Raw genomic sequence first — 13,196 nt, 5'->3', positions numbered from 1 at the left:
TTTATAAGTTTATTACTCGAAATTAGATTGTATATTACTCTATATTTTACCGTATAACTTAGTTTCTTGAAACTAAGTTATTTATTTTTAAAATATGTTAAGGTATAATATTCCAGTATTCATAATAGGACATAATGACATTTTTAAATTTAAAACGTATAGCACTCAAAATAGTTTGGATACATAGATTATAAAATTCAAACATAAAGGAGGGATATTTTAAATGGCTCATAATAAATCTAAAATTCCACGGGCAACTTTGAAGCGATTACCTTTATATTACAGATTCGTTAACACACTCAAGTCTAAAGGCATTGATAGGGTTAATTCTAAGGCTATTAGTGAGGCACTTAATATCGAATCAGCAACCATCCGAAGAGATTTCTCTTACTTTGGAGAATTAGGCAAAAAAGGTTACGGTTACAATATAGATAGTCTATTAGAATTCTTTAAAACAGCACTAAGTGATAGTGATAATATATACATAGCTTTAGTAGGTGTTGGTAATTTAGGTCGAGCACTTTTGACATATAACTTTTCAATTCATGATGAAATGACAATAACTGAGGCTTTTGATATAGATGAACAGATTGTCGGAACAGAGATTGGTGATGTATCTGTGCATCATATGAACGATTTAAAAAAAGTACTCAATGCTCAAAAAATAAATGTTGTAATATTAACTACACCAGAAGAAGCGGCACAACAGGTTGCGAATCAATTAGTTGAAGCTAATATTCAAGGTATACTAAATTTCACACCAGCTAGAATAGAAGTACCTAATACCGTACAAGTGCATCATATTGACTTGGGCATAGAATTGCAATCATTGCTATTCTTTATGAAAAACTATTCTAATTAAATTTTTATATTTATATTCTTACATCCTTCTTTATAAGAGGGATGTTTTTTAATTTACGTTTAAAATTCATTAATTTCATTTAGTATTGAAAACATCATATTATTAAAAATCAAAAGCGTTTAATTTTAAGATGTTGCCAAATTTAGTACAATTGATTATAATACCTTAGTAAAATAATCGGGAAAGGATGAAATGATAGTGATATGGATGATTATTAGTGGTCTTATAGTAGGTATATTATTAGGGGTTGTGATGCAACGTACACGCTTCTGTTTAGCTGGTGGCTTCAGAGATATGTACGTTCAAAAAAATAATAAAATGTTTTATGCCTTATTAGTTGCTATTACAGTCCAAAGTATTGGACTACTTATTTTAACCGGATTAAATGTTATATCTATCCCAGATAGTACATTTCCAATTATAGGTACAATTATTGGTGGTTTTATATTTGGAATCGGTATTGTATTAGCAGGAGGATGTGCTACAGGTACATGGTATCGAGCTGGTGAAGGTTTGATTGGCAGTTGGATAGCGCTCGTACTATATGCTGTAACTGCCGCTATTACTAAAACTGGTATTTTACTTCCAGTAATGACATGGATTAATAAACCTACAAACATTAATGCAAATATGTCTCAGACTACCGGTATTCCTATGTGGGTGTTTACGTTAGTATTAACAATTATAACTATCATTTTTGTAACTAAAACATTACGTAAACCAAAACCCAAATTTGCAGTTCCAAAGCTTAAACAAAAGTATAGTGGCTTGAGACACTATTTATTTGAAAAACGATACCATCCATTTGTGGCTGGTATTGCAGTAGGGTTAATTGCTTTGATAGCTTGGCCAATGAGTATTTCTACTGGAAGAGATTACGGCTTAGGCATTACTACACCTTCAGCAAACTTAATTACCTTTTTAATTACAGGTGATACTAAGCTAATTGATTGGGGAGTATTATTGATTTTAGGTATATTCTTAGGTTCTTATATTGCTGCTAAAGGATCACGTGAATTTAAATGGCGATTACCTGATAAGAAGACCATTCGCAATAGTGCTATTGGTGGTATTTGTATGGGATTTGGTGCTTCAGTAGCTGGAGGATGTTCAATTGGAAATGGTTTAGTAGAAACTGCTATCATGTCTTGGAAAGGATGGATAGCACTTGGTTCTATGATTTTAGGTGTATGGTTTATGAGTTACTTTATATTTATTAGACCAATGAAAAAATTAGAAAAACAAACATCTAAGTCTCAAGCAACAACAGCGACAAAACAAGTACAAACGACTTAATTAATTTGGAGGTAATACAATGTTATATGAATTAGGTACTGTAGGTATGGTTTGTCCATTCCCATTAATAGAAGCGCAAAAGAAAATGCAAACACTAGATAGTGGTGATGAACTTAAAATTGATTTTGATTGTACACAAGCAACAGAAGCTATTCCTAATTGGGCAGCCGAGCAAGGTTATCCAGTTACGAATTATGAACAATTAGACGATGCTTCATGGACAATTACAATTCAGAAAGCTTAAAACAAAATAAGCATGTAAAGCGTCTGTGTTATATTATGTAACATATTGTGTCATTTTATCTTACGTATTTTTGCTATTTCAATTTAGTATCATTATGATATTTTTAAAGGAAGTGGTAATTATGAAGATGGATGACACAATTTTTTTATTTCTTTGCACTTTACTTGTATGGATTATGACACCAGGTCTTAGCTTATTTTACGGTGGTCTAGTTCAATCAAAGAATGTTTTGAATACAGTAATGCAAAGTATGGCAGCAATGATTATCGTGACTTTCACATGGGTTGCATTAGGATTTTCATTAAGCTTTGGAACTGGAAATGCTTTGATAGGGAATTTTGATTTAATTGGGTTACAGCATGTTGGCTTTGCAGTTAATGATCAATTAAGTCCGCATATTCCATTTGCATTATTTATGCTATTCCAAATGATGTTTTGTACAATTGCAGTTTCAATCCTTTCAGGTTCAATCGCTGAACGTATGAAATTCTTTCCATTTATTATCTTTATCTTTTTATGGGTGATTTTAATATATAGTCCAGTTGCGCATTGGGTGTGGGGCCGAGGTTGGATTCAACAACTTGGTGCTCTTGATTATGCAGGTGGTACAGTTGTACATATCACATCTGGACTCTCAGGACTAATTTTGGCTATTATGATAGGTAATGGTAAAAAAATTGAAAAAATACAGCCACATAATCTTTTAATCACTTTAATTGGCGGTATTTTAGTATGGGTAGGTTGGTATGGCTTTAACACAGGTAGTGCATATACTTTAAATGATGTCGCATTAACATCATTTGTAAATACGATTATTGCTGCAAGTGGTGGCGCTCTTAGCTGGTTAGTAGTTGGGTACTGTATTACTAAGAAATTAAGTTTACTTGGGTTGTTATCAGGCGTGTTGGCAGGGTTAGTCGCTATTACACCGGCAGCAGGCTATGTTAGTTATTTCAGTGCTTATATTATTTCAATTACAGGTGGAATCGTTTGTTACCTTGTTATTAATGTAATTAAAGTGAAATATAAATATAATGATACACTTGATGCATTTGGTATTCATGGAGCTGGAGGAATTGTTGGTGCTATTCTTACCGGTGTTTTTCAATCACACTATGTTAATAATGATGTATCAAATGGTTTAATCTATACAGGAGATGTACACTCAATCTTAATTCAAATACTAGCTGTTGTCGTGGTATTGTGTTATACCATTGTTTTAACATGGATTATAGGAAAAATTTTACAGAAAATAATGCCTATCGCTACTACTGAAGAAGAAGATAAAGCAGGTTTAGATCAACTTGTTCATGGTGAGAAAGCCTATTTTTATGGAGAACTAAACAAATTAAATAAGAGATATTGATAATATTATTAGGATAATACATATTAAAAAAGTTACTTTGAGAGATTATTCCTATGATAAAATAATCTTTAAATGAAAATTAATTTAGGTGATTAATCTAATGAAAAATATATCAGATATCGCAAAATTAGCGGAAGTATCTAAAAGCACGGTCTCCCGCTTTTTAAATGGTGGCTCAGTAAGCCATCAAACTAAAGAAAAATTAAGTCGAATTATTGAAGAACATGATTATCAGCCGAATCAGTTTGCTCAAAGTTTAAGAGCTAAACATACGAATCTTATTGGTGCTATCATTCCAAGGATGAATTCACATGCGGTTGATGAAACTGTGAAAGGAATTGTATCTGTATGCCATCAACATCAATATCAATTATTACTTAACTATACTGGTTTAGATATACGTGCTGAAATAGGGGCATTGGAGACATTTTCAAGAAGTAAAGTGGATGGCATTATATTAATGGCTACTACTTTGACTGATGAACACTTGGAAGTAATTGAAAAATTAAATGTACCGGTAATTCTGGTTGGACAATCCTATCCCAATTTACATAGTATAATTCATGATGATTATCAAGCTGGTTTTATAGTAGGGGAACAGATAGGGCGTAAAAAGCATAAAAACGTTGTATTCTTTGGTGTAAGTGAGGAGGACGTTGCTGTAGGCATCAAACGTAAACAAGGTATTATTGATGGTTTGAAAAAATACGATGTTTATCCTGAAATTTATTTAACTTCTTTTAGATATGAAGAGGCAAAAAATGATGTTTCTAAGAAGTTAAAAAATGCTAGAGGTATCGATGCGTTAATTGGAGCAACAGATCCTATTGCATTAGCAATTCATAAATTTTATTCTCAACAAAACAATGCTACTGGAAATTATCATATTTTTGGATTTGGGGGAGACCCAATGACACAACTTGTTACACCCGCTATTACGACAGTTAAATTCAATTATTTTAAAGCTGGCACATATGCTATGAACCAATTGAATGAATTAATTTTTTCTAAAAATGCAGTATCTAAAACTGTCATTCCTGTTGAAATAGAGGATTTTTAAAAATATTTAAAACTATGGAACCGATACCATAATCAATGATAAAATTATATTAACTTTAGATTTAAATTATTTTGGAGGAATAATATGGCTGAATGGTCAAGAGAAGAACGTTATCGTCGTATTGAAGACGTTGATAAAAAGTACTTAGAAAATCTCAAGCAACAAGTTAAAGCGTCAAGATTTCGTCAAATATTTCATATTCAACCTGAAACTGGTTTGCTAAATGATCCTAATGGATTAATTTATCATAACGGCAAATATTATGTTTCACATCAATGGTTCCCATTAGGAGCAGTGCATGGATTGAAATATTGGTTTAATTATACTAGTGATGATTTAGTAGCATTTGAACCACAAGATACCTTAATCAAACCCGATACATATTATGATAGCCATGGTGTTTACAGTGGTAGTGCTTTTGATCATAATGGAGATTTATATTACATGTATACAGGCAATCATCGTGATGAACAATGGAATCGATATGCTAGTCAGATGATTGCTAAAGTTCAAAGTAATGGAGAGATTACTAAATTTGATGAACCCGTAATTCCTTCACAACCTGAAGGGTATACAAGTCATTTTAGAGATCCTAAAGTTTTTGAATTAAATAATGAATATTATGCGATTATAGGTGCTCAAACAAACGAGGAACTTGGTTGCTGCTTAATTTATAAAACGAATGATAAGCAACTAAATCAATGGTCATATTGTGGAGAAATTGATACTAAATTAAAAAACTTTGGTTATATGTGGGAATGTCCCGATTATTTTAAATTAGATTCTAAGGATATCTTACTGTTCAGCCCTCAGGGAATAGAACCACAAGGGGATCAGTTTAGAAATATATATCAATCAGGCTATTTAATTGGGGATTTAAATTTTGATTCATTATCCTTTGATCATAGTGAATTTGTAGAACTGGATAATGGTTTTGATTTTTACGCACCCCAAACTTTTTTAGATGAAAATGGCAATCGAGTTTTAATAGGTTGGATGGGCTTGCCAGAAATAAATTATCCTACTGATGAAGAAGGATGGGCACATTGTTTAACGATACCTAGAGTACTAACAATAGAGAATAATCAATTACGACAACGCCCGTTTAAAGGTCTTGAACGATTACGTAAAAATAAAGAAACGGCATTAGGTTATGCAAATAAATTTAACCGAAAATTACATCCATATGAAGGCAAACAATATGAACTAATTATTGATATTATCGAAAATGACGCTTCAAAAATTTATTTTGAATTACGGACCTCAAAACAAAATAACACCAAAATTATCTACAATACAAGGGAACAAAAAATTACATTAGATCGCTCAGAAAGTGGATTATTGCCTGAAAATGTTCAAGATTTAACGAGAAGTACGATATTGGATTCTCCTCTCACACGTTTGCAAATATTTGTTGATACATCTAGTATTGAAATATTCTGTAATGATGGGGAACGTGTTTTAACATCAAGAATATTTCCAGATGAAAATGCTACAGGTATAGAAACTTCAACGGAGACTGGACAAGTATATTTAAAATTCACTAAATATGAACTTAAGGATGAGTAAAAAATGAGAAAGTTATATGGGATAGGTGAAGCATTAATAGATTTTATTCCAAATGTTAAGAACTCTGAACTTAAAGATGTTGAACAGTTTAGTAGACAGGTTGGAGGTGCACCAGCTAATGTTGTGAGTGTAGCTCGAAAAATGGGTGCCTCCACTGAAATGGTCACTCAATTAGGTAATGATGCATTTGGAGACATTATCGTAGAAACTTTAAAAGATATTGGTGTAGGTACTCAATTTATAAAGCGAACAGATCAAGCTAATACTGCACTAGCATTTGTGAGTTTAAAAGAAGATGGACAAAGAGATTTTTCATTTTATCGTAAACCCTCAGCTGATATGCTTTATAAAGCTGAATATCTAAATGAAATTACAATCAAGCCAAACGATGTATTACATTTCTGTTCTGTTGATTTAGTTGAAAGTAATATGAAAGAAGCTCACAAATCTATGGTAAATAAATTTAAGTCAGCAAATGCAACCATTGTTTTTGATCCTAATGTTCGTTTACCTCTTTGGCAAAATGCTGAAGCATGTAAAGAAGCAATTCATGAATTTTTACCGAAAGCTAATGTGATTAAAATTTCAGATGAAGAGCTAGAATTTATAACTGGTGAAGCGGATGAAGATAAAGCTATTCAATCATTATTTGAGGGTTCTGTAGAAGCAGTTATTTATACTCAAGGTGCTGCAGGTGCAAGTATCATTTTAAAAGATGGGACTAAGATACATCATGGAGGATTTAAAGTAAAAGCAATTGATACAACTGGCGCAGGGGATGCCTTTATAGGAGCTGCAATAAGTAGAATGCTATTGAGTGACGAATTAAATATTACTAAGTTGCTAAAAGAAGAAGGACAGGACATTCTCAGATTTAGCAACATGGTGGCCGCAAAGGTTACAACTAAATACGGTGCAATAGAGAGTATTCCTACAATTGAAGATGTTACAACTGAATTAAATAAATGATAAAAAGTGCCAGTAAATGATTTTATTAGTTCATTTACTGGCTTTTTTATACGTGATATTCTCAATTATTTTTACTTCTGTGATGAAATTTATATTTAAAAAGTTTGATAGACATAACTATATTTTTTTAACATTACGAACCGAAGCAAAACAGTGCTCACCGTTTTTAAAATTGACAATACGTTCTTTTGAATCTATGGATTCAATATTATGTCTGTTAACAACGAAGCTGTTGTGACATCTAAAGAACCGCTCATCAAGTTGTGCAAGTTCTTTTAAATTGCCATAGAACTCAATTTGACGATTATCTAAATGTGCGATTAATCGATGTGATTTTGTAGATGATTCGAAAAACATTACGTCATCATATTGAACATAAATTGAATTACTTCCTCGTTTCAATTCAATCGTTTCAACAGTACTTTCTTTAGATAATAATTTTAAGCGAGTGTGTGCAGTTTCTAAGCAATCAATAATTCTGGACTGTAATTGGCTTGGATCATCTTTAAAGATAAAATCCATTGCTGACACTTTGTAAACAAAGGTTAGGTACGTTAACTCACTATGACTTGTAACGAATATGATATTTCCAATAGGGTCATACTTACGAATTTCAGTACCTAATTTAATACCGTTGATATCAGCCTCTAATTGAATATCTAGAAAGTAACATCCGACATCATTCATCTCTTTAGATTTTTCAATGACTTCATAAGGATCGTCTGTTGCAAGCGCAATCTCCATAGGTTTTTCTTCAATCATAATGTAATTATTAATAATTGAAACCATATTTTCACGTTGTTTTACATCATCTTCACAAATGAATATTTTCATGATTACACATCCTTATGACTAATTGTTAATGATTTCTACTTTTTGTATAAAGTAGCCATTCTCTATTGTGGTATCTAGTAATACATTTTCAGTAGAATCAGTAATTTCTTTCAGAGTACTTAATCCTAGACCTCTATTTTCTCCTTTTGTTGAAAAGCGTTCTTGAAATAGTTCGTGAATACGTGGCATATCTTCTTTACATTTATTCATAACAATAAACATGACGGAAGAGTCTGTATTAATAAAAGCGATACGTATTAATGCATCTTCAAGCGTTTCAGATGCTTCTATTGCGTTATCAGTAATAATTCCAATGATACGACTAAGATCAATCGTGTTCATTTCTATATGTTCTACTAACTCTGGTACTTCTATGCTAATTGGAATGTTTTTTTCTTGAGCTTGTAAAATTTTAGTGGTAACTAAGCCTTTAATCGCACGTACTTTTAAATTCTCAGTTCCATTAATTTTAATAGACTTCATTTGAAGATTATCTTTCATAGGTACGATATTTTCATTAAAATATTGTCTTAATCCAGGCATATCATCTTCACGAATATATTCAGACATTGTAGTTAAGATGTTCACATAATCATGTCTAAACTTACGCATTTCATTGTTAATTGACTCAATTTGTAACGTATATTCGTAATATGTTTCAATCTCTTCCATGTTACGTTTATAACGAAGTTCTTTAATCATATAGTTAGATATGAAAATAATTAGAACAGTAAAGAAAAGAATAATTCCAATGAAAATTAAACCGTACATTTTTAAGGATGAATTATTTATATTAGGTATTTGAGAATAAACATACAAGATAATAAAAGATAAAACTAATACTAATGAAATTATAGTTAAATAAGTTTTGTTTATAGATAAATAAGATTGCATTAGTTTTTTTAATAAAATTTGAACTGAAAAGGCCAAAACTAATGAAATAGCAAAAAATATAACTATGTATGAAAAGGAAATTATTACGTAATTTTGAGTGTGCTTTTCAACTAAAACCACGAATAAAAAACCTAAAAAATTACTGAAAAACATAAGAATAGCGCTACTTAATACAGCAATCAATGAATACAGCTTAACCTTAGTATATAAGATTAAGCCACAACCAATTAATAAATATAAAATTGATATACTGCCCAAGTAAATAAATAAAAAGGCTGAAGGGATTATAACCACTAAAATGGCTAAATAATCCCTTTTAGTATAACTTATGTCTAAAATAATTTTAGCGATTAAAAATAAGAGAAACCCTTGAAAAAAAGCCAATGGAACGTTTGATAATACATCCATACTTCTCTCACACTTTCTAACATTTATTATCTATTTAAGTTAGTTAACTCTTCAGGAACTTCTGGCTCATCAAAGTACGTAGCACATGGAGTATAAGAAGCTAATGTACCTACAGATTCTAATAAAAATGAGAAAAATTTAATAAACAAATCGAATAATACTGTCATAGTTAATAATCCTCCCTAGGAAAAAAGATTGGTAATAATGTAATGCTCTCAAGTGTAATTCCTAATAAAATTAATTGCTTAAACGGTTCTGGTGCTAAAAATGAAATTATTAATAAAACCATTGTTATGATGACTGATAATAACTTCTTTTTCATTTTTAAGTGACTAGGAATTGGTTGTTTCTTAGTTGCTGAAGGGGCATAGTAAATAATTAAAACAGTCCCAATTGCAACTACAGAATACATAATACCCAGATTCACTTGAAAATATACTAGCAACCAGGGTAATCCTACAAATAAAGCTAAATTTTGAACATGACATAGCAATGGTGATTTTGCATGTGCCCCGTGTGCATAACGTCTAACTAAAAAATAACTTACATGTGTAAATAAAGTGTATAGAAATGTATGGAAGATAAGTGCAACACCATATGTCACAATTGTTTTTGATAGATTGCTTACAACAACTTGTAATCCCAATCTTACTTTCAAAAATTGAATATGATCAAGATTATTTTTGCGTTGCAAATATAATGCGAATTGCTCAATCTTATTATCAATTGCTTTCAATGGTGTGCCACTCTCCTTATATCAATTATACAATTTAGTGCAATTGGTCTGGGTACTTATGCTTAACTGTTCAAAATAAATACTTAACTGTTATATTGAAATTACAAGTAATATTTTAACATATAAAATATTACAGTTATGTATAAAAAAATGCGATTTAAGAAATAATTAATTATTTATTCATAGGTTGTGTTTAAATAGACTCATATCACTTACAAGTGATAAAAACTTAATAATCTTAGTCTTTAAATTTAATAGTTATTGTTTGGTAATTGAGTTAAATAATTTTGTTTGTAGTTGCGAAATTATTGACACCTTTACCATATGTTGTAAGTGTTATTAATGGTTATGAAACCATTGCAATAGTAGTAATGTCCCATTAATCATTATTACTAAAGTGACTTCTTGTTTATATGAAGTTTCTTACTTGGTTTTCTTCGTGTAGTTAAACGAGTTCATTAATAAGCCATCCCAACTTATTAATGAACTAAGTAAAGTTACTGAAGTTTAAACTCAGTGGAAAGTGTTTAACTTAGCTATTGTAAGATATAGAAGTTAAATATTTTCAGGATGTAAGCTATCGTAAAATTTTCATAATTAATAACATCCCCAAAAGATTGAAATAACTGTAAAAACATTCCCTTAATATGAAAGTCGCGAGTTCCTCCCAAGCTCGTGACTTTTTTTGTAAAAAAAACTGTATCCATTTAATTGGATACAGATTAGTAACTATTTATATAGATTTGGTTTTAAATTTTTGAATACAGGAATATTCTCACGTTGAACATCAACTTCATTTAAATCAATATTAAATGCGATTGTGTCCTCATCCTGGCCTAATTCAGCTAATATATCACCATTTGGATTGATAATCATTGAATGACCAGCGTAATCAGTATTACTGTCATTTCCAGTTCCGTTACAAGCAACAACAAACATGTCATTTTCAATTGCACGTGCTTGAAGTAAGACTCTCCAGTGATTCAATCTAGGTGTTGGCCATTGAGCTACAAAAAAAGCTATCTGTGCACCATTACGAGCGGGATATCTTAATAACTCTGGAAATCTTAAATCATAACAAATAATTTGTGTAGCTTGAGTACCTGAAGATAGAGGAAATGGTTCTGGTACTGTTTTGCCATCTTCTAAATATGTCGGCTCATCTAGCATAGGGACTAAGTGAACTTTATCGTACTTATTTATTCTATGTCCGTTTTTAGAAACGGTAAATGCAGTATTATAAACTTTGCCATTTCTAATATTTGATACAGATCCAGCTACAATATCGACGTTATATTGTTTAGCTAAGGATTGGATAAAGGGAAAGCTTCTGCTAAGTTCTCTATCTGCTTTCTCATTTAATTCATCCAATGCATATCCGTTATTCCACATTTCAGGAAGAACAACAACCTCTGTATCTTCCTCCAATTTATTTTCGAACCAATTTATTATTTTATTTTCATTTTTTTCTACATTGCCGTATGATACATAAAATTGAAATAATTGTATTTTCATTTAAAAATCTCCTCATCCCATGATTATCTCTAATTTACTAAAATAGAATAAGAAAATCAAAATTTGAAAGTGATGATTAAAATGCTTTATTTTTGAAAATAAATATAAAAAGGACTCAATTTCAACATAGAAATGAATCATAGAGAAACTGAGTCTTGAATTGTTAATCTAATCGATATCAATGAATGTAGATTATTTTTTAATTATTAATCTATTGTTAGTTGGTTGTATTTCTTTTTCACCAGCTTTTTCACGGATGTCACCAAATGGCATTTGAGCAACAAGTTTCCATGAAGCAGGGATGTCAAATTCTTGTGTAGTGATTTGATCTACTAAAGGATTGTAATGTTGTAATGAAGCGCCAATTCCTTTTGAACTTAATGCAGTCCAAATTGCAAATTGATGCATTGCGTTTGTTTGAACTGACCAATTAGCAAAGTTATCAGCATAATTTGGCATTTGTTCTTGTAAACCTTTAATCACATCTTCGTCTTCGAAATAAAGAATTGTGCCATATGCATGTTTAAATCCGTCGATACGTTGTTCAGTTGGAGTGAAATCACGGTCAGGTCCCATCACATCTTTTAATACTATTTTAGTATTGTCCCAAAATTTGTGATGTTGATCATTTAATAACAAAACGATTCTAGTAGATTGAGAATTAAAAGCAGAAGGAGTGTATTTAATAATATGTTCTATCATATCTTCTAGTTCTTTATCACTGATTGAAATTGTTGTTTCAGTGCTATAGATAGTACGTCTATCTTCGATTTCTTGTAAAAATGGTTTTGTTTTTGATTTGCTAAATAAGCCCATGTTAAATCTTCTTTGTTTATATAAGTTATATCTCTAGTATAAATATTATACTTAAATATGTAAAATGTTTTTAACAAAAAATGTCAAAAATATTAATATTTTTTATCATTAACCTTATTTCAATGCATTATATGTAAATATTCTTTATACTGTAAGTGTTATAAAACAAGGAGGTGGAAGATTGATGAAAAAGAAAATAGCTCATACAGGTCTCATTTTAGCTCTAGGCACATCTATGCTAGGAAATGAGAACGTCGTAAAAGCTGTAGAAAATAATCAACAGGCTACGAATGAAGTTAATAGTAGTAAGGTTAGTTCAGACACGGATACCCAAGAACGTCAAAATAGTAGTAATAACATCAATGAAAATCATCAATCTGATACCCAAGATTCAACTCAATTAGAAAAAAATAATAATCAAAATAGCGGTGAAAGCGATACATCATCAAATAACGAGAATGATGCTAATCAAAATAGTGATAATACTGTGGATCAAAGTAACGCATCTGATAATAGTAACTCAGGCAGTAATACTGATTTAAATAATGGTGATGACACAAATAATTCTGGAGACAATGATACAATCAATCCGAATGATGGAGAGCAACCAGGAGATAATGATTCATC

The 13,196-nt window shown here is 30.8% G+C and carries 13 protein-coding genes and 1 pseudogene; 8 read left to right on the top strand and 6 right to left on the bottom strand.

Translation table 11 applies throughout. The features are described 5' to 3' along the window. Positions 1–223: 223 nt before the first annotated feature. The 7 genes from HMPREF3265_RS06605 to HMPREF3265_RS06575 all read left to right on the top strand — a co-directional run bounded on the left by HMPREF3265_RS06605 (position 224) and on the right by HMPREF3265_RS06575 (position 7,366). Positions 224–862 (top strand): redox-sensing transcriptional repressor Rex, encoded by a 639-nt coding sequence (locus HMPREF3265_RS06605; protein ID WP_037551263.1) that lies wholly within the window; start codon positions 224–226, stop codon positions 860–862. A 198-nt stretch (positions 863–1,060) separates the two neighbouring features. Continuing rightward, entirely contained in the window at positions 1,061–2,158 is a 1,098-nt protein-coding gene (locus HMPREF3265_RS06600) for a YeeE/YedE family protein (protein ID WP_070861190.1), read from the top strand. 19 nt (positions 2,159–2,177) lie between these two features. Further along, positions 2,178–2,402, top strand: a complete 225-nt coding sequence (locus HMPREF3265_RS06595) for a sulfurtransferase TusA family protein (protein ID WP_037538043.1) — start codon at positions 2,178–2,180, stop codon at positions 2,400–2,402. 121 nt (positions 2,403–2,523) lie between these two features. Further along, on the top strand, positions 2,524–3,768 hold the full coding sequence (locus tag HMPREF3265_RS06590) for an ammonium transporter (protein ID WP_070581829.1): 1,245 nt from the start codon (positions 2,524–2,526) through the stop codon (positions 3,766–3,768). Positions 3,769–3,868: 100 nt separating this feature from the next. Then, positions 3,869–4,828 (top strand): LacI family DNA-binding transcriptional regulator, encoded by a 960-nt coding sequence (locus tag HMPREF3265_RS06585; protein WP_070861189.1) that lies wholly within the window; start codon positions 3,869–3,871, stop codon positions 4,826–4,828. Positions 4,829–4,912: 84 nt separating this feature from the next. Then, the gene (locus tag HMPREF3265_RS06580) at positions 4,913–6,397 is read left to right on the top strand and encodes a sucrose-6-phosphate hydrolase (RefSeq protein ID WP_011275299.1); all 1,485 of its coding nucleotides are present in this window, start codon (positions 4,913–4,915) and stop codon (positions 6,395–6,397) included. Between the two features lie 3 nt (positions 6,398–6,400). Then, positions 6,401–7,366 carry a carbohydrate kinase family protein gene (locus HMPREF3265_RS06575; protein WP_011275300.1) on the top strand — a complete coding sequence of 322 codons (966 nt, stop codon included), beginning with the start codon at positions 6,401–6,403 and terminating at the stop codon, positions 7,364–7,366. A 117-nt stretch (positions 7,367–7,483) separates the two neighbouring features. On the opposite strand, the gene agrA is transcribed toward HMPREF3265_RS06575, so the two are convergent. The 6 genes from agrA to HMPREF3265_RS06545 form a co-directional block, all read right to left on the bottom strand. Further along, positions 7,484–8,200: a quorum-sensing response regulator AgrA gene (gene agrA, locus HMPREF3265_RS06570; RefSeq protein ID WP_070861187.1), complete on the bottom strand. Its 717-nt coding sequence runs from the start codon at positions 8,198–8,200 to the stop codon at positions 7,484–7,486. Positions 8,201–8,218: 18 nt separating this feature from the next. Continuing rightward, the gene (agrC, locus tag HMPREF3265_RS06565; protein WP_070581833.1) at positions 8,219–9,502 is read right to left on the bottom strand and encodes a quorum-sensing sensor histidine kinase AgrC; all 1,284 of its coding nucleotides are present in this window, start codon (positions 9,500–9,502) and stop codon (positions 8,219–8,221) included. A gap of 26 nt (positions 9,503–9,528) precedes the next feature. Beyond that, positions 9,529–9,669: a cyclic lactone autoinducer peptide AgrD gene (gene agrD, locus HMPREF3265_RS06560; RefSeq protein WP_053017473.1), complete on the bottom strand. Its 141-nt coding sequence runs from the start codon at positions 9,667–9,669 to the stop codon at positions 9,529–9,531. Between the two features lie 2 nt (positions 9,670–9,671). Then, complete coding sequence (locus tag HMPREF3265_RS06555; RefSeq protein WP_070581835.1) at positions 9,672–10,238, bottom strand: accessory gene regulator AgrB; 567 nt, start codon at positions 10,236–10,238, stop codon at positions 9,672–9,674. 729 nt (positions 10,239–10,967) lie between these two features. Continuing rightward, positions 10,968–11,753 carry a carbon-nitrogen family hydrolase gene (locus tag HMPREF3265_RS06550; RefSeq protein ID WP_070581837.1) on the bottom strand — a complete coding sequence of 262 codons (786 nt, stop codon included), beginning with the start codon at positions 11,751–11,753 and terminating at the stop codon, positions 10,968–10,970. 192 nt (positions 11,754–11,945) lie between these two features. Then, entirely contained in the window at positions 11,946–12,569 is a 624-nt protein-coding gene (locus HMPREF3265_RS06545; RefSeq protein ID WP_070440204.1) for a nitroreductase family protein, read from the bottom strand. A 184-nt stretch (positions 12,570–12,753) separates the two neighbouring features. Here HMPREF3265_RS06545 and HMPREF3265_RS06540 point away from each other — a divergent pair. Beyond that, positions 12,754–13,196: pseudogene (locus HMPREF3265_RS06540) on the top strand (hypothetical protein); the annotation flags it as partial.

Source organism: Staphylococcus sp. HMSC62B09 (genome assembly GCF_001839115.1).
In the GTDB taxonomy this organism is placed as follows: Bacteria; Bacillota; Bacilli; order Staphylococcales; family Staphylococcaceae; genus Staphylococcus; species Staphylococcus haemolyticus.
This window is presented reverse-complemented; position numbering and strand designations above follow the sequence as displayed.

Coding starts and splice junctions, on each gene's coding strand:
- HMPREF3265_RS06605 (WP_037551263.1), top strand. CDS start 224: ATGGCTCATAATAAATCTAAAATTCCACGGGCAACTTTGAAGCGATTA.
- HMPREF3265_RS06595 (WP_037538043.1), top strand. CDS start 2,178: ATGTTATATGAATTAGGTACTGTAGGTATGGTTTGTCCATTCCCATTA.
- HMPREF3265_RS06590 (WP_070581829.1), top strand. CDS start 2,524: ATGAAGATGGATGACACAATTTTTTTATTTCTTTGCACTTTACTTGTA.
- HMPREF3265_RS06585 (WP_070861189.1), top strand. CDS start 3,869: ATGAAAAATATATCAGATATCGCAAAATTAGCGGAAGTATCTAAAAGC.
- HMPREF3265_RS06580 (WP_011275299.1), top strand. CDS start 4,913: ATGGCTGAATGGTCAAGAGAAGAACGTTATCGTCGTATTGAAGACGTT.
- HMPREF3265_RS06575 (WP_011275300.1), top strand. CDS start 6,401: ATGAGAAAGTTATATGGGATAGGTGAAGCATTAATAGATTTTATTCCA.
- agrA (WP_070861187.1), bottom strand. CDS start 8,200: ATGAAAATATTCATTTGTGAAGATGATGTAAAACAACGTGAAAATATG.
- agrC (WP_070581833.1), bottom strand. CDS start 9,502: ATGGATGTATTATCAAACGTTCCATTGGCTTTTTTTCAAGGGTTTCTC.
- agrD (WP_053017473.1), bottom strand. CDS start 9,669: ATGACAGTATTATTCGATTTGTTTATTAAATTTTTCTCATTTTTATTA.
- HMPREF3265_RS06550 (WP_070581837.1), bottom strand. CDS start 11,753: ATGAAAATACAATTATTTCAATTTTATGTATCATACGGCAATGTAGAA.
- HMPREF3265_RS06545 (WP_070440204.1), bottom strand. CDS start 12,569: ATGGGCTTATTTAGCAAATCAAAAACAAAACCATTTTTACAAGAAATC.